The 21,325-nt window shown below is 69.4% G+C and carries 17 protein-coding genes; 9 read left to right on the top strand and 8 right to left on the bottom strand.

From position 1 onward, the window contains the following. Nucleotides 1-267: 267 nt before the first annotated feature. The gene (locus AB0J69_RS45355; protein ID WP_364131728.1) at nucleotides 268-1,398 is read right to left on the bottom strand and encodes an MFS transporter; all 1,131 of its coding nucleotides are present in this window, start codon (nucleotides 1,396-1,398) and stop codon (nucleotides 268-270) included. Between the two features lie 161 nt (nucleotides 1,399-1,559). Between AB0J69_RS45355 and AB0J69_RS45350 the strand changes: the two genes are divergently transcribed. From AB0J69_RS45350 to AB0J69_RS45335, 4 genes are all read left to right on the top strand, one after another. Next, on the top strand, nucleotides 1,560-2,141 hold the full coding sequence (locus tag AB0J69_RS45350) for a TetR/AcrR family transcriptional regulator (RefSeq protein WP_364131649.1): 582 nt from the start codon (nucleotides 1,560-1,562) through the stop codon (nucleotides 2,139-2,141). Between the two features lie 17 nt (nucleotides 2,142-2,158). Further along, nucleotides 2,159-2,485: a hypothetical protein gene (locus AB0J69_RS45345; RefSeq protein ID WP_364131647.1), complete on the top strand. Its 327-nt coding sequence runs from the start codon at nucleotides 2,159-2,161 to the stop codon at nucleotides 2,483-2,485. Further along, nucleotides 2,482-3,180, top strand: a complete 699-nt coding sequence (locus AB0J69_RS45340; protein WP_364131644.1) for an MFS transporter — start codon at nucleotides 2,482-2,484, stop codon at nucleotides 3,178-3,180. The genes AB0J69_RS45345 and AB0J69_RS45340 overlap by 4 nt, the downstream gene beginning before the upstream one ends. A gap of 357 nt (nucleotides 3,181-3,537) precedes the next feature. Continuing rightward, nucleotides 3,538-4,530, top strand: a complete 993-nt coding sequence (locus AB0J69_RS45335; protein WP_364131642.1) for a magnesium and cobalt transport protein CorA — start codon at nucleotides 3,538-3,540, stop codon at nucleotides 4,528-4,530. A gap of 134 nt (nucleotides 4,531-4,664) precedes the next feature. On the opposite strand, the gene AB0J69_RS45330 is transcribed toward AB0J69_RS45335, so the two are convergent. Continuing rightward, complete coding sequence (locus AB0J69_RS45330; protein ID WP_364131640.1) at nucleotides 4,665-5,639, bottom strand: VWA domain-containing protein; 975 nt, start codon at nucleotides 5,637-5,639, stop codon at nucleotides 4,665-4,667. Nucleotides 5,640-5,988: 349 nt separating this feature from the next. Here AB0J69_RS45330 and AB0J69_RS45325 point away from each other — a divergent pair, with 349 nt between their 5' ends. Then, nucleotides 5,989-7,149: a magnesium and cobalt transport protein CorA gene (locus AB0J69_RS45325; protein ID WP_364131637.1), complete on the top strand. Its 1,161-nt coding sequence runs from the start codon at nucleotides 5,989-5,991 to the stop codon at nucleotides 7,147-7,149. 45 nt (nucleotides 7,150-7,194) lie between these two features. Here AB0J69_RS45325 and AB0J69_RS45320 read toward each other — a convergent pair whose 3' ends face one another. The 5 genes from AB0J69_RS45320 to AB0J69_RS45300 form a co-directional block, all read right to left on the bottom strand. Further along, entirely contained in the window at nucleotides 7,195-9,237 is a 2,043-nt protein-coding gene (locus tag AB0J69_RS45320; protein WP_364131634.1) for a SpoIIE family protein phosphatase, read from the bottom strand. Between the two features lie 349 nt (nucleotides 9,238-9,586). Next, a complete protein-coding gene (locus AB0J69_RS45315) occupies nucleotides 9,587-11,983 on the bottom strand; it encodes a DUF4132 domain-containing protein (RefSeq protein WP_364131632.1) in 2,397 nt (798 codons plus the stop codon). 378 nt (nucleotides 11,984-12,361) lie between these two features. Beyond that, nucleotides 12,362-13,282, bottom strand: coding sequence for an alcohol dehydrogenase catalytic domain-containing protein (locus tag AB0J69_RS45310; RefSeq protein WP_364131629.1), 921 nt, complete (start codon nucleotides 13,280-13,282; stop codon nucleotides 12,362-12,364). A 247-nt stretch (nucleotides 13,283-13,529) separates the two neighbouring features. Continuing rightward, nucleotides 13,530-16,094, bottom strand: coding sequence for a LuxR C-terminal-related transcriptional regulator (locus tag AB0J69_RS45305; protein ID WP_364131627.1), 2,565 nt, complete (start codon nucleotides 16,092-16,094; stop codon nucleotides 13,530-13,532). Nucleotides 16,095-16,556: 462 nt separating this feature from the next. Next, entirely contained in the window at nucleotides 16,557-17,732 is a 1,176-nt protein-coding gene (locus tag AB0J69_RS45300; RefSeq protein ID WP_364131624.1) for a cytochrome P450, read from the bottom strand. A gap of 97 nt (nucleotides 17,733-17,829) precedes the next feature. Between AB0J69_RS45300 and AB0J69_RS45295 the strand changes: the two genes are divergently transcribed. The 3 genes from AB0J69_RS45295 (at nucleotide 17,830) to AB0J69_RS45285 (ending at nucleotide 20,283) form a co-directional block, all read left to right on the top strand. After that, nucleotides 17,830-18,507, top strand: a complete 678-nt coding sequence (locus AB0J69_RS45295) for a TetR family transcriptional regulator (RefSeq protein ID WP_364131621.1) — start codon at nucleotides 17,830-17,832, stop codon at nucleotides 18,505-18,507. A 342-nt stretch (nucleotides 18,508-18,849) separates the two neighbouring features. Further along, nucleotides 18,850-19,413: a dihydrofolate reductase family protein gene (locus tag AB0J69_RS45290; protein WP_364131618.1), complete on the top strand. Its 564-nt coding sequence runs from the start codon at nucleotides 18,850-18,852 to the stop codon at nucleotides 19,411-19,413. Nucleotides 19,414-19,794: 381 nt separating this feature from the next. Continuing rightward, entirely contained in the window at nucleotides 19,795-20,283 is a 489-nt protein-coding gene (locus tag AB0J69_RS45285) for an ester cyclase (RefSeq protein ID WP_364131615.1), read from the top strand. A gap of 17 nt (nucleotides 20,284-20,300) precedes the next feature. Here AB0J69_RS45285 and AB0J69_RS45280 read toward each other — a convergent pair whose 3' ends face one another. Further along, nucleotides 20,301-20,690 carry an FtsX-like permease family protein gene (locus AB0J69_RS45280; protein WP_364131612.1) on the bottom strand — a complete coding sequence of 130 codons (390 nt, stop codon included), beginning with the start codon at nucleotides 20,688-20,690 and terminating at the stop codon, nucleotides 20,301-20,303. On the opposite strand from AB0J69_RS45280, the gene AB0J69_RS45275 reads away from it, so the two are divergent. Further along, nucleotides 20,646-21,278: a LuxR C-terminal-related transcriptional regulator gene (locus AB0J69_RS45275; RefSeq protein WP_364131609.1), complete on the top strand. Its 633-nt coding sequence runs from the start codon at nucleotides 20,646-20,648 to the stop codon at nucleotides 21,276-21,278. The two genes, AB0J69_RS45280 and AB0J69_RS45275, sit on opposite strands and share 45 nt — an antisense overlap. Nucleotides 21,279-21,325 lie beyond the last annotated feature (47 nt).

The raw sequence follows: 21,325 nt of genomic DNA, 5'->3' as shown, positions 1-21,325 counted from the left end.
GCGGCGGTTTCCACTTCTAGATGGAGACATTAGAGCTGGTCAGTTGGGCGCTGAGGTTCAGGATGCGCCGGCGGGCGTGACAGACGAGCCGGCCTTCTTGTCCAGGTCAGTGAGCTGCGGCGGGCCAGCATCCGCACGCCCCACAACGTGGCGTTCGTCCCTGCGGCTCTTTGCTGACCGGTCAGTTCGGATAGCGGTCGGGCGCTGACCGGACCGCAATGTCTCTGAGAATTGAACAGCACTCAGGCGACCAGAGACCACCCGAGGTCATCGCAGGCTCTCGTTTCGGCGTGCACTCCACACGGCCGGCCCAGCAGCCAAGACGAAACCCCCGGCGAGCCACAGGATCCCCTGGATTGGCAGGGCATCGACGACTGCGCCGCCGGCCAGCGCGCCGAGACCGATCGAGAGGTTGAACACCGCCACCCACAGAGCGGAGGCTTCCTCGACCGCTCGTGGCGCGGCCTTGATCATCCAGGTCTGGAGGCTCGTGGACACCCCGCCGTACACCAGGCCCCAGATCACGAGCAGCGTCACCCCGCCCGCGCCGGTAAGCCCTGCCACGGGGTAGAGCAGCACGGTCACCCCCAAGGCGGCGGCGATGGTGAGGACCGTCCGATGGAGCTGTTTCGCAACGGCGGCACCTGCGATGAAGTTTCCCACGATGCCCGCCACGCCGAATCCGAACAACAGCGGCCCGACGAGTCGCTCGTCGATGCCGGACAGATCCCGCAGCACGGGGCTGATGAACGTGTAGGCCGAGAAGTGGCCGGTCACGATCAGGAAGGTCGCCAGGATGCCGACCCGGACGCCCTGGTTGCGGAACTGGCCGGCCAGTCGCCGCAGGCCGACGGGCTGAGCCGCCGTCAACGGTGGCAGCACTGCCAGCAAGGCGACCAGCACGGCAAGCGCGAGGGCGCTCAACGCGCCGAACGCGATCCGCCAGTTCGCCAGCCCGCCGATCATCGTGCCGATGGGGACGCCGAAGACGTTCGCGGCCCCGACGCCGCCGAAGATGATCGCAGTGGCCCGCGGCACGTGTGAGGAAGGGACGAGCCGGACGGCCAGGGCGCCGGCGATGGCCCAGAACCCGCCGATGGCCACCCCGACCAGCACACGGGCAGCGATCAGGACCGGATAGTCAGGGGCCAGCGCGGAGGCCAGGTTGGCGAGCGTCATGAGTCCCATCAAGGCGACCAGCAAGAGCCGGCGATCCATCCTGCCGACCAGTACCGGGACCGATGGCGCCGCGACGGCGGCGACGATGCTGGGGACCGTGACCATCAAGCCCGCCGCACCCTCAGAAACCGACAGCGCCGATCCGACGGGGGTGAGCAGCCCGATGGGGAGCTGCTCGGCCGTCACCAGGAGAAATGTGCCGAAGGCCACGGCTGACACCGCGATCCAACGATTCCTCGCTGACGCGTCTCGCCCGGTCGTCGCAGGGTCCGTTGCTGTCACGTCGAATCTCCCTCTCCCATTCGGGAGCGATCGCTCCCATACGACGCCACACCCTAATACGGGAACGATCGCTCCACAACCTTGGTACAGTGGCGGACATGGCACGGCCCAGGGAGTTCGACGAGCAAGACGTGATCGCCAAGGCGACCCACCTGTTCTGGCGTCGCGGCTACAACGCCACGTCCGTCCGCGACCTGGGCGCCGAGCTCAACCTCAAGCAAAGCAGCCTGTATCGCACCTTCAACGACAAGCACACCCTGTTCCTGCGGACGCTGGACCACTATCGGGCAACGGAGTCCACCCAAGCCGAAGAGCAGCTCAGTGCCCCCGGCCCCAGCCTCGAGATCCTGCGGGGGTGGCTGGTCTGGATGATCAGCCACGAGGCCGGACGCGGCTGCTTCGTGGTCAACACGGCTGCCGAGCTCGGCACCACCGACCCCGAGGTCCAGCAACGGACCGAGGGCGCGTTCGAGGTCACCAGGAAAACCCTGGCGTCACTGCTACGCCGCGGCATCCGCGACGGCGACCTGCCTGCCGCATTGGACGTCGACGCCGCAGTGGAGCTGCTGTTCACGACGGTGCTTGGACTGCGCGTACGCGAACGTGCCGGACACGACCCCCAACGGCTCGCCACAGCAATCGACTTCACCATCGAAATGCTCACGACATCCGGGACCTGACCACACCCATGCCGGTCGTGGAGCGTCGAGGGACCGGCCACCTGCCGCGTACACGGCCGCCGCGGCCGGCCACCCTGCGCCTGCCCGCCTCGCGCGCGCACCAGCGCACCGTCCGCGACCTGATCGAGCAGGAGAAGAAGGACGGGTACGTGCTGTACGCCAAGTCAGGCCGGCAGAACACCCCCGGCCCCGGCACGGGCTGGTGGGCCGGGCGGGTCGAGCACGGCGGACGCGTGCACCCGTTCGCGCTGAGCATGGACATCGCCGAGGACGGCGACGCCGGGAAGCGGGCCACTCTCGCGGGTGAACTGCTGCACCGGCTGAACGTCCCGCCCACGGCGTGAGCGTTCCCCACGAGGACCCCTCCGACCACGGCGACCGTCGCACGGTCGCCGTGGTCGTCGCCATCCAGGCGGCCATCTCGCTGGGCTACTTCGCGGCGATGGCGCACGTCGTCATGCACCTCAGAGTCGACCTGGGGTTGGCCGCCGGGCTGATCGGCCTGGTGCTGGCGCTGCGTAATCTCGTGCAGCACACGCTCTCCCTGCCGGTCGGCGCGCTGGTGGACGTGCTCGGCCCGGTGCGGATAGGAATAATGGCGTGCCTGCTGCGCGCGGCCGGGTTCGCGCTGCTGGGCACCGTGTCCTCCCTGCCCTGGCTGGTCGTCGCGGCGGTGTTGCTGGGCACGGGCGGGGCGCTGTTCCATCCGGCGGCGCAGTCGCTGCTGGCCGGGCTCGCCGAACGGCGAAGGGCGCGCGGATACGCGGCGTACGCGATGACGTTGCAGGTCGCGGCGGTGCTCGGCCCGATCCTTGGGCTGGCGCTGCTGAATGTCGGCTACTGGCTGGTGGCGCTGACGGCGGCCGCGCTGTGGGCCGGCGCGGCGTCCCTGTTCTCACTGGTACGGCACGTCCCGCGCGTCCGGGTCGGGAGCGGGGTCGCCTCCGGGGTGCGAACGGTGCTCCGGGATCGGATCTTCATCTGGTTCGCGGCCGTGTCGACGCCCGCGGTGCTGCTGACGGCGCGGGCGGCGGATTGACGGGCCTGGTGGTGGTGGCCGTGTTGCACGGGCTCGCCGACGGCCTGCTGCAACCGGCGGTGTTCCAAACGATCGCCCGGCTCGCTCCGCCGACGCGCTTCGGGGCTTACCTGGGCGTGCAGACGTTACTCTCGGGTCTGTTCGCGTTCGCCGGCGGCATTGCCGTGGGCTGGTCGTTCGACCGGGGGCCGAGCGGGGCGTGGTGCAGGCGGTCAAGAGCTACACCGGCTCATCCGGTCCCCAGGAGCACCAGCAGCCGGCCGAATCCCCGGTGACGCCGGGACTGATGGGCCGGGACGGTGGCCACATTGCGCGAGGTAGATGGGAGGATTGTTCGGATACGCGAGAATGCCCGGTGTGATTGTGAACAAGGCGATCTACTGCAACGGCGTGCGCGAGACCATCAGCGGCGACATCAGCGATGCCTTCAACGCGGCCCGGGCCAGGGGCGGCTGCTTCCTGTGGATCGGCCTGCACGAGCCCACACAGGAGGAGTTCGATCTGATCACCAGCGAGGTGAAGCTGCATCCGCTGGCGGTGGAGGACGCCATCCATGCCCATCAGCGACCCAAGCTCGAACGCTACGACGACACCCTGTTCGTGGTGCTCAAGCCGCTGCTGTACGTGGAAGAGACCTCCGACATCGAGGTCGGCGAGATCAACATGTTCCTGGGCGACGACTTCTTCATCAGCGTCCGCCACGGCCAGGCCAACCCGCTGAGCGGCGTGCGCCAGCGCGTCGAATCCGATCCCGACCTGCTGGCGGCCGGTCCGGCCGGGGTGCTGTACGCGATCTGTGACCAGGTCGTCGACACCTACTCCCAGGTCTCCCACGAGGTGGAGCACGATCTCATCGCACTCGAGCGCCGCGTCTTCAGCGGTGAGCACACCGATGTCACCGCCGACATCTACTCCCTCAAGCGCGAGGTCCTGGAGTTCCGGGCCGCCCAGGACCCGCTCGTACCGGTCCTGGAGGAGATCGTCAAAGGCCGGGTGGCATTGTGCGCCGGCACCCGCGATCAGTTCCGCGACGTCCTGGACCACCTGCTCCGCGTGGACGCCCAGGTCGACGAGCACAACGAACTGCTCACCAGCGCTTTGAGCGCCCACCTGGCCCTGGTCGGTCGTGAGCAGAGCACGGTGGCCATGCAGCAGAACGCCGACATGCGCAAGATCTCGTCATGGGCCGCCCTCATCGCCGTCCCCACCATGATCGCCGGCATCTACGGCATGAACTTCGACTACATGCCCGAACTGCACTGGCTGCTCGGCTACCCCTTAAGTCTGACCGTCATGGTCATCGCCGTCCTCATCGTCCACCGGCTGCTGCGAAAGAGCGGATGGCTATGAGAACGCCCAATTTCCCCCGCAGACCCTCTCCGAGCAGACTTGTTCTGGCCGCGGTCGTCGCCTGGATCGTCCTGTTGACCGTCATCATCCTGCTCGATCCCCACGGCTCCGGCCCGTGAGTCCCGCACCCGCTGTCAGCCACCGTGGGCAGGACGGCGTGACCAGGCCGGCTTGATCGGGGCCAGCAGCGACAGGCCGGCCAGCGCGAACGCCGGCACGAGCGCCCAGCGCAACACCTCGGACCCGACTTCCTGGGTTCTAGCCATGGTGCCGAGCGAACTGCCGATGCTGCGGTACACCTCGTCCAGCGAGTCGGCCGTCTGAGCGTCGTAGGTCCGCCCCGCGGTGCCCTCGGCCAGGGTGCGCAGCGTTTCGGTGTTCGGCGGGACGGGCAGTTGGCGGCCGTCGATCTCCACGGTGCCGTTCGGGGTGCCGAAGGCGATGGTGGAGACCGGCACCTTGCTCCGGGCGGCGTCCTGGGCGGCCTCCGGCACCGTCCGGCCCGCGGTGTTGTCGCCGTCCGACAGCAGCACGATGGCCGCCGGCGGCGGGTCGCTGGCGGCCTGCTGGTCGAAGGAACGGATGGCGTCCAAACTGGAGAAGACCGCCTCGCCGATGGCGGTGCCCGAAGCGGGCTGGAGCGTCTCGATGGCCTGAGCCACCGCCTCGTGGTTCACCGTGGGCGAGACCACCACGGCCGCGGACCGGGCGAAGGACACCAGGGCCACGTTGAAGCGCTCAGGCAGGCTGGTGATGAACGTCTTCGCCGAGGACTTGGCCGCCTGCAACCGGGACGGCGGGATGTCGGTCGCCACCATGGACAGCGACACGTCGATCGCCACCACGATGGTGGCCCGGTCCCGGGGCACGAGAACCGTGGCGGCCGGGCGCGCGGCGGCCACAATGAGCAGCCCCATCACCAGCGCGAACAGCCCTGCGGCAACGTGCCGCGGCCAGGTCGCCCGGTTCAGTGCCACCAGGTCCAGCAATCTCAGGTTCGTATAGCGCGCGGCGTAACGGGGCCGAATGAGCTGCACGACGACGTATCCGGCCACGGCGGCGGCCAGGACCACGAACAACCACAACCATCCGGCGGCCTGAAAGCTCATCCTGCCTCCCCGCGGACAGCACCGGCGCCCTGGAGCAGCGCCCGCGGCCTGACTTCTCCTCGGCGCGCCTGTCACATGCGGACATCCGCAGGTCTACCCCCGACCGGTACACACATGCGCCACCTGAGACATGTCTGCCAGTACGCAGGAGTGTGCGGTATCTTGAGCAGGTTCTTCCGGATACCGCCAGGACCGGCGGCCAAGGGCGAGGAGGTGAGGCTGCATGAGCAGTCAACCTCCCAGTCCGACTCGCTGAGCGTCTCATCCCCTTTCTGACCAGCGCCGCCCTGCGGCTCGTTCGGCTGTGCCGCCGTGCTGGTGACCCTTGAGGTGTCTCCGGAGGTCCCCCATGATGATGTCCGATTGGCGTTCACGCGTCCTGCGCCCGGTCCGGCGAACCGAATCAGCGACGGCCAAGGAGCGGGAGCCCTCGCCCGAGCAGTCGATGGACCCGCGTGGACACCACCCCGTACGCTCGGCCGACGGCCAGGTGGTGGATGCCGCTCTCTACCGGCACGGCAAGCGCCTGGACAGCCCGTCCTCCCCCACCGAAGTCCGCGCGCGCCTGAGTGAACAGTCCGGCGGCATGGGCTGGATCGGTCTCTACCAGCCAGACGAGGCGCACCTCGCCGCGCTGGGCGAGGAGTTCGGGCTGCACGAGCTGGCCATCGAGGACGCCATCGTGGCCCACCAACGCCCCAAACTGGAACGCTACGGCGACACCCTGTTCGTCGTGCTCCGCGCCGCCCGCTACGACGACGACGCCGAACAGGTCGAGTTCGGCGAGATCCACCTGTTCGTAGGCCCCGACTTCGTGCTCACCGTCCGGCACGGCAACGCGCCCCCGCTGCATCCGGTACGCGAACGCATGGAAGCCGACCCGGAGCTGCTGGCCCGCGGCTCCGAAGCCGTCCTGTACGCCGTACTCGACCACGTCGTCGACGGCTACGCCCCCGTCATCGCCGGACTGCAGAACGACATCGACGAGATCGAGACCCAGGTTTTCGGCGGCGACCCCGGCGTGTCCAGGCGCATCTACGAACTGTCCCGTGAAGTGATCGAGTTCCAGCGCGCCGCCCGTCCCCTCCTGGTCATCCTGGACAGCCTGACCGCGGGTTTCGACAAGTACGGCACCGAAGAGGAGCTCCAGCGTTACCTGCGCGACGTCGCCGACCATGCCACCACCGTGGCCGAGCGGGTGGACGGCTTTCGCCAGATGCTCGCCGACATCCTCACCGTCAACGCCACCCTCGTCTCCCAGGCGCAGAACGAGGAGATCAAGCACATGACGGAGGCCAGCCTCGCCCAGAACGAGGAGATCAAGAAGATCTCCTCCTGGGCGGCCATCCTGTTCGCCCCCACCCTCATCGGCACCGTCTACGGCATGAACTTCGAAGCCCCCGGCATGCCCGAGCTCCGCTGGCCCTACGGCTACCCCTTCGCTCTCGGCCTGATGGCCCTGACCTGCCTGGGCCTGTACCTGATCTTCAAGCGCCGAGACTGGCTCTGACCGGCGAGGGACACCTCCCAAGCAGCATGTCCTCAGAGGAGATCCTCACGGTCTCGGCAGGCGGAGCGCTATCACCGCGATGTCGTCCAGCCCGCTGGTAGGGAGCCCGCTGACCACCGTGTCGCAGAACCTGTCCGCCGGCTCGTCGGCGACCGACTCCGCCAGGCTGCGCAGCCGTTCCAGGCCACGGTCGAGGTGCTCGCCCGGCCGCTCGACGAGGCCGTCGGTGTACAGCAGGAGCGTGCTGCCCGGCGGCAACGGCTCCACCTGCGAGACGCGCGTCCCGTGATGGGGAAGGCCCAGCAACGGGCTCACGGCGCCCTCCAGGAAACGTCCCCGGCCTTCGGCGGTGACCAGCAGCGGCGGCGGATGACCGGCCGCCGCGTACCGCAGCCGGTAACCGCCGTCGGACGCCTCCACGCGGGCGTACACGCACGTGGCGGTGACGTCGTCCGACAGCGACTCCATCGCGATGTTGAGCCGGGTGAGGATCTCACCCGGCGGTTCGCAACGATCCATCGCCAGCGCGCGCAGCATGTTCCGCAGCTGGCTCATCGCGACGGCGGCGCTCAGATCGTGGCCGGCCACATCGCCGATCACCAGCACCGGGACCCCGTCGGGCAGGACGAAAGAGTCGTACCAGTCGCCGCCCACCTCCGCCGCGGCCGGGCTCGCCCGGTAGCGGGCCACGATCTGCAGACCGGGCAGGCGTGGTGGCTCGGCGAGCAGGCTGTACTGCAGGGCGAGCGCGATCTGCTGTGCGCGCTGGAAGCGGATGGCCCTGCTCAAGGCGTCATGGGCGTGGTCGAACATGCGGTTCAGCAGGCTGATGTCGGCCTGGCTGATCGGCGAGCGGTCGCCGCACGTCACCACGCAGACCACGGCGGGCACCGCACCGTCGACCACAACCGGGAGGACCAGCACGCTGTTGGCGTCGTTCGCCGTCAGCCACGGCAGCGTGCCCGTGGGGACGATCGCCGGTGGCGGCGAGCCGGCGGGGAACCGCTTCAGCAGGGGCCGCCGGCGCCGTACGGCCTTGACGAAGGCGTTGCCGGCGGGGAGCTGTTCCTCGCTGTAGGGCGGCAGCCGCCTCAGGCCGGGGCGCGCGGCGGTGGCCAGCCGTTCGATGACGAACGGAGCGCCGCCATGCCGCTCGTCCGTGAGGTCGGTGACGAGATAGACACCGCAACCGTCGCCCAGTTCCGGCACGATGACGTCGGCCAGCGCGCCGAGCATCTCCTCCAGGCTGTGCAGCTGCGTCGTGACGGCGGCGGCACGGTCGAGCAGGCGCTGGCGCCGCTGCTCCTGCCACTGCTGCTCGACGTCGGTGGACGTGCCCACCCACTCCACCACCTGGCCGTCCACGCAGATCGGCACCGCGCGGAGCTGGAAGTGCCGGTAACCGCCGTCGACGGTGCGCAGCCGGTAGACGTGCTCCCACATCTCGGTGGCCTGGGCGACCGCCCGTGACCAGGACTCCACGGTGGCCGGGCGATCCTCGGGGTGGACCGCCCCCAGCCAGCCCTGCCCGCGGTAGTTCTCCCACTGCTGCCCGGTCACCCGCTCCCAGCTGGGGCTCGGCTCGGACACGTAGCCTTCCCTGCTGGTGACCCAGAAGATGTCCGCGCTGACGCGCATCAGGCTCTCGTAGCGCCGCAGGATGCGGTGGCGTTCCTCGGCGTTGGCCGTCATCCGGCGCGCGGCGGTGGTCTGCTCGGTCACGTCCATCACCACCACGAGCACCCCGTGGTCGCCGGGGCCGAAGACGACCCGCGACAGGCTGAAGGTGAAGAACCGCTCCCCCAGGTCCCGGCGGCCGCGTATCGGCACCGCCGGCTCGGCCGTGCTGATGACCGGCTCGCCGGTGGCGTGCACCTGGTCGAAGAGCGGAAGGTAGTGCGGCAGCACCGATTCGGAGAAGGCCTCCTCGACGGAGACCCCACCCCCTGGATCGCTGACCAGCGACCGGTACACGACATTGCTGTAGATCAGCCGGTGACCCGGACCCCGGGTCACCGCCACCCCCACCGGCGCAGGATCCAGCATCTCGAACGACAGCCCGCTGTTTCCGCGATCTACGACATCCATCGTGACCTCCCCCGACGGTCACAAGCACCATCAGCCCTACCCATGGATGGCAGACCACGAACTCGACGTCGCCTGCAACGACCGGCGTGCGGCCCCTCACTGGAACGAGGTTGCTCACGTCCGTGCCGACTGGGGGCCGTCCCCATTTCTCCGCCTTCTTCAGCTCCGGCCACCCACCGTCCACTCCATCCGCGCCCTCACCCTGCGCCTGGTTCTCGTTCTGGTCCGGAGGCAGGGAGACGAATGCGCACGTTCGACACGCGCACCACTTCCCCGAACACGACGGAGGGCTTCGGACCGAAGTGGTCGCGCGACCGAAACCGCGCCTGCACCCGCGAAGGCATCGAGCCTAGGTGGTCACCAGCTGGCGGGTGATGCTGGGATCGCTGATCCTGGTGTCGTCCGCCAGCAGGAACGCCTTCGACAGGATGACCGACAGCATTCCGCCGTCCTCCTCGAACGGCAGGAAGACCGATGTGGCGGAGCGGTCGCGGCCGGGGACGATGCACAGGTAGGCATCGTTCGGCTCCATCAGGATGTTGCCCGACCCCAGATGAATCCGATAGGTACGCAGTTGCCCGCGCACGCGCAGGAACCGGTCGGTCAGCTCCGCCCGGTCGGCGATCTTCAGCCGGGGCAGCAGCCGGGCCAGCGCGTCACGCCGCGTGCGAGCGGTCTCGCTGAGTTCGCCGAACCCGTACGATTGCCAGTAGCCGTCGTACCCGGCCGCCGCCTGCTGGTCGAGCCCCAGTGACCCGACCCCCACGGCGAGGTCGGCGTCGCGCAGCAGCTCCGACAACACCAGCGGCGGCACCTCGGTGAGCGGCGCGTCGCCGGGCAGATCCGCGCGGCGGAACCGGATGGCGTCGGTGGCGGCGCAGGAGGCCGTGCCCCAGGCGTCCTGGTGGGGGTCGGAGGCGACCCGCATGCCCCAGCTCGCCTGCCAGCCGGCGAGCGTCTTGACGGCCGCCCCTACGTCGCCATCGCACTCGTAGTCCCAGTGACCGATCGACAGCCCGCTCCAGCCGCGCTGCTCCAGCAGCGCCTTGGCCTGCCCGTAGCGCACGAAGTGGCCCTTGAAACGGTCGGAGTGGGTGCGGGTGCGCTCCTCGGCCGGGGTGAGCAGGTAGACCTCGCGGAACGCCTGCTTGAACGGCTGCCTGATCCCCCGCTCCAGCAGGTGGTCGCGCCAGCCGCGCACCCCCTCGGCGCTCTCCTGGACAGGGTGCCACAACCGGACGGGCGTGTCGCCGCCCGGACGCACGGACCTGCCGCTCGCGCCGGCCAGTGCCCAGCCGCCGCCGCTCCTGACCGGCAGCCCGGCGAACCCGTCGGGCTGCCGCCAGATGAGGGCGCGGGTGTAGGGGCCGGTGACCGGATGGTCGAAGAAGTACTGCTCGGCCTCCTGCCAGGACAGCTCCCGTTCGACGATGAGCATCTGCTCCAGGCGCAGCCGCTCGGCGGCCTGCGTACGTTTGAGGTCTTTCAGCGTGGCCTTGAGATCGGCGAGCACCGGATCCTTGCGGATGGACTGGGGCGCCGACTTGACGACGCGCCCGGACGCGTTGACGAACCGCAGCACCGGCCCGTCGACGTCGAGCCGGACGACGCAGTCGCCGGCCTGCTCCTCCCTGACCCCGTCGGGGCCGAGCCCGAAGGCCGGGACCGTCCGGTCGACGAGCTGTTCGTGACTCAGCCCCTCTTGTACGGCCACCGCGTCGAGGGCATCGGCCGCCTTCGCCAGCAGGGCCGGTCGGCGCAGCTTGGCCCGCACGCGCGCGAGCACGCCCACCGTGTCGAGGCCGCCCCGCTTGGCCAGCACGTTCAGGGCGGCGTTGGCCAGCCTCTCGTTGCGGCAGACGGCGGCGCCGCCGGAGCCGTTGCGCCCGATGCCGCAGTTGATGGCGACGTCGCCGAGCAGCGTGGACACCCAGGGCGCGTCGATGACCTCACAGGTCCACAGCATGCCGCGCAGCGGGAGGGCGGTGCGGCGGGCGAGGAAGACCCTGCCGCCAGGCTCGCGGCTCTCGCGGTGGGTGGCCACCCGGGAGAGGATCTCGCGCAGCACTGCCACGCCGTCGTCGGTGAGCAGCGTGCGGACCTTGGCGAGCCAGGGTTCGCTCGGCCTGTTGGCCTTGGCCTTGCGCCAGTGTTTCAGCAGGGGCAGCACGGCGGGGTGAGCCAGCCGGGCGGCGTATTTCCCTGCCATGGCACGGGCGATGGGGTCGCCGTCCCAGACCAGGCTGCGCACGACCCCGGCCGGCCCGTGCTCCGGGGGCTCGGTCAGGACGCGCTCCAGGTCCTTGCGTAACGCGGCCCGGCCGGGGCTGCGGTGGGCCGGGTGCCACGGCGGCGCGTCACCAAGGATCTGACGGCGCTCGGGGTATCCGAGCGTCGCGATGGCGGCCAGCGGAATCCGGTACACCGCGGCGTACCCGGTGTGACCGGAACCCGACAGCGCGTCGGCGATCTCCCACAGAGAGCGCGTGTCCTCGAACGTCCAGGGGATGTCGCCGCCGGCCACCTCGCGCACCAGCCGGAGCACCTCCTCGGGGTGCTCGTGGCCGCCCTTGTCGCCCAGGCTGAGCCGCAGTTGCGCCCACATGCCGAACGCCCTGCGCCCGGCCTCGTCGGTGCCGGGCCGCCCGCCCGCGTCGTACCGGGCGAACAGCTCACGCGGCAGCCCCTCGAGGCGGTAGTTGAGCACGTAGCTCTGGGACCGGGGAAAGTTGTCGAGGACGCCCATGTCAGCCTCCTGCCCGCGGCACGAGGCGGGCGAGCTCGCGCGCCGGGCTCGCGTCGGGCCGAGCGGGAGGGGGGATCTCGACTGAGCACCTGGAGGCAGCGCTCTCGTCTCTGAAGATGGCCGTGGCCATGGGGGGCTCCATCGTCGTCGGTCGGTCAACGTGACAGGCCATAGTTATCAACGGGCACCGACAATCAGCCTCACTCGTGGAGCTGGCCAAGGTTCCCACCCCGGACACCCGACCCGAGGTCACCCCTCATCGAACGCGAGCCCACGCCGGCGGGTCTGTCGTCGCACACGGTGAGTGAGGAGGTGCCCATGCGGCACCGCGAGCGGCAGAAGGAGTTGCACGCGGAGAACGTGCGCCGTGGCGCCTGATCAGGGCTCGATGACCACCTTGATCGCGCCGGCTCCGCGGTCGGCCGCGACGCGAAACGCTTCCCGAGCCTCCTGGATCGGGAACCGATGCGTGATGATCGTCTGCGCGATCTCGGGTTTCTTGGCCAACATGGACGCCACTTCCTCGACTTCGCGGACCCCCTCATGCCTGCCGTAGGCGATGCTGTTGACGTAGGTCAGCTCCTTGACCAGGCTCTGGGTCCCCGGGATCGGCAACGTCGTCCGGTACACGCCCAACGCGACGATCCGGCCTCCCGGACGTGCGGCGTCCGCGGATCGAGCCAGGCTCGACTCGCTGCCGGCCGCATCGATCACCACGTCGTAGGTTCCCCCCGGCCGGCCCAGTCCAAGTCGCTCGGCGGCGGTCAGCTGATGGCTGTGCCGGGTGTCCACATCGGCGTCCCATCCTTGATACTGGGCTGCTGCGCCTGCCAGGAGCCCGATCGACCCCCCGCCGACCACGAGGATGCGCTCTCCTGGTTGCGCCCGCGCGCGGCGCAACGCGTGCCAGGCGACGGCGCCAGGTTCGATCAGGCACGCGTCCTTCACGTCCAGTTGCGGGGGCAGGGCCAGCAATGTGTATTCCGGCACCACGACCGCTTCGGCGAGGCCGCCGTCCCGGTACATCCCGAGGTTTCCGTGGCCGGCCTCGGTGCACCGCTGTGGATTACCGGCACGGCATTCCGTGCATTCCCCACCGTAAATGGTCGGTTCGACGAAATAGCCGTTGCCGGTGTCATCCACCCCGGCGAATTCATGGCCGTAGATGAAGCTGGTGACGCCGAGGTTGACGAACATGACGTCGGTGCCGCAGATCCCGGCGGCGGCGACCGAGAGCCGTACCCCCACTCCACCAGGTTCGTCGACCTCGACGGTGCGGATTCCGTCATCGGTGTTCACTACCGCCAACATGTTGCGTCCCCCCGATCGTCAACCACCGTCTCGGTTCTCCTGCTTCAACCTGGCGGGTGACAGGGTGAGGGAACGTCACCTCATCAGGGTGATCAGCCCGACATCTTCCACGGGGTCGGCATCGCCTCCCGCCGACAGCTAGGGGACCTGCAGCTTCCCTCACCCCCAACCGGCGTGCGCCACAGCGCCCGAGCCGGTCGAGTTGGTCGTCCGGCTCCGTAAGGAGCTGTCCGGGTCAGCGGCGGCGAGCGGGCGGTGCGAGCATGCCCAGGGCGCGGGCGCGGGTGACCGCCTCGGCCCGGCGGTTGACGCCGAGCTTGCGGTAGAGGTTGCGCGTGTGGGTCTTGACGGTGTTCGGCGAGAGGGACAGTTCGTTGGCGATCTCCGGTGCCGACAGATTCGTCGGCAGGTACCGCAGCACACGGATCTCGCTGTCGCTGAGCGGCTCGAGCGGCGGCGGGGGCGCGGTCCGCGCGGGGGCGGGGCTTCTTCCGGCGAGCAGGCTCAGGATCTCGGTGATGAGGGAGGCGTGCCGGGTGCGGTGCGCGCTGTGCCTGCTGAGCAGGTGCTGCGTCGGCTGCAGCAAGAACCAGATCAACACGCCGCCCGGTTCGGCCAGATCGAGAGCGCGTTCGAGGGCGCGCTCGGCGGCGCCGGGGTCGCCGAGCGTGTCCCTGGCGATCGCCTCCAGCAGGAACGCCTGTTCCAGCCAGTCCGGCCAGGGCACCGATGCGGAACCGTCCAGGACCGGCGCGAGGGCGTCGGTCGCGGCCCGTGGGTCGGCCTGGGTGAGCCGCAGCATCGCCAGCGCTATCCGCATCTCCCCGCGGTCCCGGTCGTGCGGGTCCAGGTCGGCGAGGGCCTGCGCGGCACGCTTGGTCTCGCCGGAACGCACGAGAACCTGAAGCCGGAACGCATGCATCGCCATGCCCATCGGATTGGGCGCGGCCAGCAGTTCGGACAGCGGCCCGGCCGCCTGGAAAGCGGCCAGTGCCTCGACGTGCCGGCCGCGTGCCATCTCCAGCATCGCGCGGACAAGGCAGATCCCTATCCCGGCCAGGGGCTGAGCGTTGGCCACGAGGGTGCGTTCGGCGCGCTGGACCCAGGCTTCCGACTCGTCGAGTCGTCCTTGCCAGGCCCGTACCGCCCCGAGCGTCATGTATGCCACCCCAGCGGCCGGCTCCTCGGTCCAGCCGTGCCGCTGGGCCAGGTCCACCGCCTGCATGCCGTGGTCGGCCGCCTGCTCGAAGGAGAGGAAGAACTCGTTCGCCGCCTGGTAGGCGAGGCTGCTGAACTCCAGGTACGGTCGCCGGATTCGCTGGGCCAGCGCGCGGCTCAGTTCAAGGTCCCGTCGTGCCTGCGCGAATTCGGCCATCCAGTACTCGGTGCTGTCCAAGCTGATCAACGCGAGCGCGCGCAGCTCTTCGCCGAGCCCTGGCCGCATCGCGTTCGGGGCCGCGGCCATCTCCTGAAGGTTTCGTGCCTGCTCGGCCGCCGTCGGCAGGTCCGCGCGCCGGCGGGCCAGCATCAGCCGGACGATCGCGAGCACGAGGCGCGCGTGTTCGCGCCGTTCGGCGGGCACGGCCGTGAAGTTCCGCTCCGCCAGGCCGAGATGTCGCTGCGCGGCCTCCACCGATCCGTGCGCGAGTTCCTCCGCGGCGAACAGGGCCGCGAGTTCGCCGTCGGTCGCGACCACATCCTCGGGGAATCCCTTGAGCAGGTCGCGGGTGGTGGCGGCCTGACCGTCGAGGCACAGGACGGGCCAGTGATCGGCAAGTTGCCGGGCGGCCAGGCTCCAGTCCTGGGCGGCCTGGCTGTGCCGGATCGCGCCGACCGGGTACCCGTGCGCGGCGAGCCATCCGGCGGCCGTCCGATGCAGTGCGGTGAGTTCACCCGGCGCGGTGCGGCGCAACTCCAGCCGCAGCAGGTCGGTGAACAGCCGGTGGTAGCGGAACCATGACCGTGTCGCGTCCAGGCAGACCACGAACGCGTTCGCCTGTTCCAGGTCCTGCAGGATGCGCTCCCCGCCGCTGCCACCGGTGAGCAGGTCGGCGAGCTCGCCATTCACCTGCTCCAGGATGGAGGTCCGCAGCAGCAGCTCCCGCACCTGGCCGCTCTGCCGCTCCAGCACCTCGGCCAGCAGGTACTCGGCCACCGTCCGCTCGCTCCCGGAGAACTCGGCCACGAACCGCTCCGGGGCCTGATGTCCGGCCAGCGACAATGCCGCCAGGCGCAGCCCCGCCACCCAGCCCTCGGTGCGGTCCCGCAGCAGCGTCAGCGCGGGCTCGGGCAACCTCACCCCGGCGCCGTCCAACAGCTTCCGCGCCTCCTCCAGCGTGAAGCGCAGGTCGGCCGTCCTGATCTCGGTCAGTTCGCCGTCCAGCCGCAGCCGATGCAAGCCCAGCCGCACGTTCTGCCGGGTGAGGAGAACGAACCGCAGCGCGGACGGTGCCCGCATCACCAGCAGCTCAAGTTGCCGGCGAACCTCGGCCGAGCCCAGCTCGTGCACGTCATCGATCACGAGCCAGATCCGGTCCGCCAAAGGCGCCAGGTCGGTCAGCAGCCGCTCCACGATTCCCCAGCCGTCCAGATCGGGCGCCGCCGTCAGCGCCCGCACCAGCGCCGACCCCGGATCCGTCCCACGCAGCGCGTCGAGCACCGACAGCCAGAACCGCTGCGGGTCACCTTCGTCGTGTCCGACCGCCACCCAGGCGACCCGCTCATCGATGCGCGCTTCATCGATCCACGACTGGACCAGGACCGTCTTCCCGCTACCGGCCGGCGCCGCTATCACGGTCACCCGACCTGCGGCTGCCAGCCGTCCGAATAAGACCGGTCGCGGCACGAAGCCACCCAGGCGAACGCGGGAGGCCCCGTCGTCAGGTCTCATAGCCCCGATCTAATCACCCTGATGAGGTGACGTTCCCTCACCACCCGAGCTGTGCACTTACAAGATCGCGACGCTACGTCCCGCCCCGGATCCGGCCACAACCGTCACCCTGAACGTACGCCGACGAGATCGGCTCGGCGGCGTCCTCCGAGCATGATCCTGCTCAGCACTACTCATCCCTGAGAATACGAAGAGTCACAGGCGCTGCAGGGAGCTACCGCGGCCACCCGGGCGGAGGTCCTCCTGGGGCCGTGGGAGGGTCACCGATCCCTTGGTGGTCAAGGAGGAGGAGATGGCCGCGCCTCGCGGATCGTGCTGCAGCACGACCTGGCCCCGCGGCGCCATGCAGCGGATCTCGGGTCGGCGCTGTTCTCACAACGTCGGGTCCCAGGTGACGGGCAGCCCGTACAACCCGTAGATCAACATGTCGTGGCGCAGCGGAACCTCCTCTTCCGGTACGGCGGGCCGCAACGTGGGGAACCTGTCGAACAACGCCGGCAGTGCCACCTCCATCTCCACCCTTGCGAGTTGCTGCCCCAGGCACTGGTGGATGCCGTGCCCGAAGGCCACGTGCCCGGAAGCCGACCTGTGCAGGTCGAGTGTGTCCGGCTCGGCGAAGTGCCGGGGGTCGCGGTTGGCGGCGGGGATCGAGACGGTGACCGACTGGCCCGCCTTGATCTGGACCCCGCCGAGCTCGAGGTCCTCCAGGGCGGCGCGCACGCCGGCGGGGATGATGCTCAGATATCTGAGCAGTTCCTCGATGGCGCCGCGCCGGCGCAGGGCGGGGATCTGGTCGCGGTGGCTCATCAGAGCGTAGGCGCCCAGGCTGATCATGTTGGCCGTGGTGTCGAGTCCCGCACCTACCAGGATGAACCCGATGGTGGCCAGCTCGTCGTCGGTGAGGTCGGAGCTGCCGGCCAGGCCGCTGAGCATGTCGTCGGTGGGGTCGGCGCGTTTGGCGTGGATCAGCTCGGCCACGTACCCGCGGAGGGACATGAAGGTAGCGGCTTTGCCTTCCGGCGAGACGTCCATGCGCCCTAGGACGGCCATTTCATCGTAGAACCGGCTCCTGTCGCTGTCGGGCACCCCGAGCAGTTCGCACATCACCTGGCCGGGGATGGGCACGGCGAACGCCTGGACGAGGTCCACGGGCGGGCCCTGCTCCTGCATGGCGTCCAGCCGCTCTGCGGTGACCGCTTTGATCCTTTCGGTGAGCCCGCGCATCCTGCGGACGGTGAACTGGCCGGTCAGCAGTTGCCGGTAGCGGGTGTGCTCCGGCGGGTCCATCGCGGTGAAGGCCCCTGGCGGCGCCGGCTGCGGCTCGTCGCTGATGCCCACTCCTGTCAGCGGGTTGTGGAGGAGCTCGGCCCTGTGGCTGAAGCGCGGGTCGGACAGCACCTCACGGACCAGGGCGTGGCTGGTCACCAGCCAGCCCTCGTGTCCGTCTGGATAGGTCAGGGGGGAGACGGGTTGCTCGGCGCGCAGGCGCGCGAGCTCTGGTGCCGGATCGAAGGGGCAGCCGGCCTGGCGTCGTGTCAGCAAGGACATCTGTTCGCCTCTCTTTGATGGCTTCAGTTCCGAGATAACACCACTATGAGTAAAAGTACAACTTATGTAAGTTTAGTGATGATGTAAGATGTCGCCCATGGAGGACGGCAGGCGCGAGCGCAAGAAGCGCCAGACCAGGCAGTTGCTCGTCGACACCGCGTTCAGGCTGTTCGCCGAGCAGGGTTACGAGCGCACCACGGTCGCGCAGATCGCCGCTGCGGCCGACGTGGCGATGAAGACCTTCTTCAACTACTTCCCGAGCAAGGAGGACGTCGTCTTCGGCAACGCGGGCTCCTACGTGGAGGCGGCGCGGCAGCTGATCGCCCAGCGCGAGCCTGACGAGAGCGTTCCCGACCTGCTGATGCGGCTGTACGAAGGGGAAATCGTCAACTACTTGACCGAGGGGCCCACGGCAGGCGACGTCGAGCGGATGGAGGTCTACAAGCACATGGTGATGACCGTGCCCGCCGTGCAGGCCAAGGGGCTGCAGGTGCTCTTCGACATCCAACAAGGGATGGCTGAGGCGCTGGTCGAGGCGTGCCCTGACGAGCTCGACCCGATCAGCGCGGCGGCAGCGGTCGGCTCGATGATCGGCGCGGCGCAGGCGGCGGCGAGGGCCAGCTACGAGCGGTCCGGCCCCGCGGAGCAGGAGCAGCTCGCTGCGGCCAGACGCGGCTTCGACCTGGCGATGAAAGGGCTCAACACACTGGGCCGCGACCTCGCAAAACCGGCTCGACCCCCTGCACCGCTTCATAACTCGTCGCAGGATGCTTGATCTGCGGTTTTGCCCTCCAGCGCCGTGCCGCCCAGCCGAGGCCGGACTGGCCTGATCGAGCGCTCCTGGCGGCGCCGGCCCGCTTCCAACCGACCGGCCCTCGGGGAGTACGTCGAGAACCACAACGGTCATCGACCGCACCGGTCCCGCCGACAACGCCCACCTGACGGAGGCCGCAACCGGTCAATCGACCGGGCACCGATGACTTCCGGGCGGCATCGGCGTCTAAAGCACTGGCGCCAGGCCACGGATGCCGCGGCTACGCGAGCGCTGCGGCCCGGGACACGCACGCCCCCTGGCAAGCACGGTCCCCAGACGATCCGAGACCACGGAGATTTGATCATGCGGAAACTGATAGCGACGGTGTTCAACTACTCCATCGACGGCCTTCTCGCCGACGAAGGCACCGAGTTCTGGAAGTTCTGCTTCGACCTGCCCGAAAATCGTCAGCCCGACGACCCGGCGCACCTCGGCTTCCTTCAGAGCGCCTACGCGCACGTCATGGGCCGCACCGCCTACGAGGGCATCGCCAGGGGCATGACAACCTCCACCGACCATCCGTTCGCCGACATCCTGAACGCCGCGCGCAAGGTCGTCTTCTCCCGGACCCTGGAGACGGCCGACTGGGCCAACACCACCATCGCCGCCGGTGACACGACAGAAGAGATCGACAAGCTCAGGCAGGGCGGCGACGGCCACATCGTGGTCTGGGGCGGCGTCCGCCTCTGGCGCTCGCTCATGCGGCTCGACCTGATCGACGAGCTCCAGCTGAGCATGTTCCCTTACGTCGCGGGCGAGGGCACCCGGCTGTTCGACGGCGTCCCCAAGTCCTACCAGCTCGGCCTGGTCTCCAGCACCGCCTCCAGCAACGGGATCATGTATCTGCAGTACCGGCGAAACCGCTGACCCAGCGGCCGACATGCACCAACGAGCAGCGGTAAGACGGGCGCCGCTGTCGGTCAGTTTGGACGCCCTCGGGGGCTGATCGGGCACCGGGGTGCGTGGTCGAGGAAGGGCGGCGCACCGGTTCGGGAAGGACGGCGGGCGCTCTGCCGGGTGATGGAGATCGCATGGCCTGGCTGGGTGTAGCCGACCTCGCCGTGGAGACCGCCTGGTGCGCAGGGCCGCCCGGCCGTCGATCTCTGCCACATCGAAACGATCTCCTTGTGCACGCCCCGCCGAAACCTGCCCTCCCTCAGCTCAGGAAACCAAGCCCATTCCAGCCGATGAGGGGCCGGTGACGAGCCGTTAGCGCTGAGCTGTCCCGGCATCGATACGCTGCGTGGAATGGAACAGGTGCCGCAATCGACGGACGATGTCGTGCGCCGGCTGCTCGACGCTGCCAACGCCCATGACCTCGATGCGGTGTTGCGCTGTTACGCGCCGGGCGCGGTCGTGGTGGGACCTGAGATGGAGACGGCCGGCCCCGAGGAGATCGGCTCCTACTACACACAGATGTGGGACGGCTTTCCCAACCTGCGCTTCGCCTCGTGGGAGACGATCGCCGTCCGGGACACGATCGCGACCGAGCTGACGGCGACCGGGACACACACCGGCCCGTACCTGGTGGCCGGAGGCGACGTCCTGGCCCCGACTGGCCATCACGTCAGCGTACGGGTCTGCTGGTTCTGGCACCTGCGCGATGGCCTCATCTCCAGCCAGCGCTTCTACTACGACCAGCTCGAGATCTACGCGCAGCTCGGCCTGCGGACACCTTTGTCCTTCGGAGCCGGCGGCATCGAGAGCGGCGCCGAAGGCCGGCCGGCCTCGGACTGACCTCGTCCATCAGCAGCTCAGGCCCGGGGAATCGCCACCGTCTTGGTCCGGCTCGCGGGCAGTACGGCCGTCAGCACCGCGAGGACACCGCAGAGACCGATCACCCCGGTGACCGGTTGCCAGGGTACGTCGATTGCCACGGGCCCGGACAGTTGCGCCAGAGCGGCGTACAGACCGAGCAGCCCGAGCCCGGTCGCGACGGCGGCCAGGACCGCGCCCACCGCCACCACCAGCAGCGCCTCGGCCATGATGTACCGCAGGACCTGACCCTTGGCCGCGCCGAGCAGGCGCAGGGCGGCGTGTTCAGGAGGGGAAGCTGCACCGGGCCCAGCAGCTCCTCGACGCCGCGCAGCGTGGGGAGCGTGGCGCGGGCCGATGCGTCCGGCACGAGGCCGGTGGCCGTGCACTTCGCCCCCGACCAGATCGAAGCCGCGGCCCGCCTCGGCCGGCCCGCCGATGGGCCGCTGCGCCGCTACGAGGCCTGGGCGCAGGCCTCCGGTCTGGCGTGGGCGCAAGCCGTCCTGCATCGTTGCCGGGCCCTGCTCGAACCCGACAGTGAACGGGCGGACAAGCTCTTCCGCGCTGCCGTACGGCTGCACGCCGCCGGCGGCCGCCCGTGGGAGTCGGCGCGCACCGCGCTGGTCTACGGCGAGCGCCTGCGCAGGGAACGGAACAAAAAAGCCGCCCGCGTCCAGCTGCGTGCCGCGCTCGAAACCTTCCAGCGCCTCGACGCCCGCCCGTGGGCCGAACGTGCCCGAAGCGAATTGCGCGCCGCCGGAGACACCAGCCTCGCCGTCACCGACACCCACGCCTTGCCGGCCCTGTCGCCGCAGGAACTGCAGATCGTGCGCCTGGCGGCGGCGGGGCGGACGAACAAGGAAATCGGCGCGCAACTCTTCCTCAGCCCCAAGACCGTCAGCTACCACCTCTACCGGGCCTTTCCCAAGCTCAATGTGACCAGCAGAGCCCAACTCGCCGGCCTCGACCTGACCTGACCATCACCCCACCAGCTGCACATGACCACACGTGCGTCACCGCCGAG

Source organism: Nonomuraea sp. NPDC049709, from assembly GCF_040674815.1.
Lineage (GTDB): Bacteria > Actinomycetota > Actinomycetes > Streptosporangiales > Streptosporangiaceae > Nonomuraea.
This window is presented reverse-complemented; position numbering and strand designations above follow the sequence as displayed.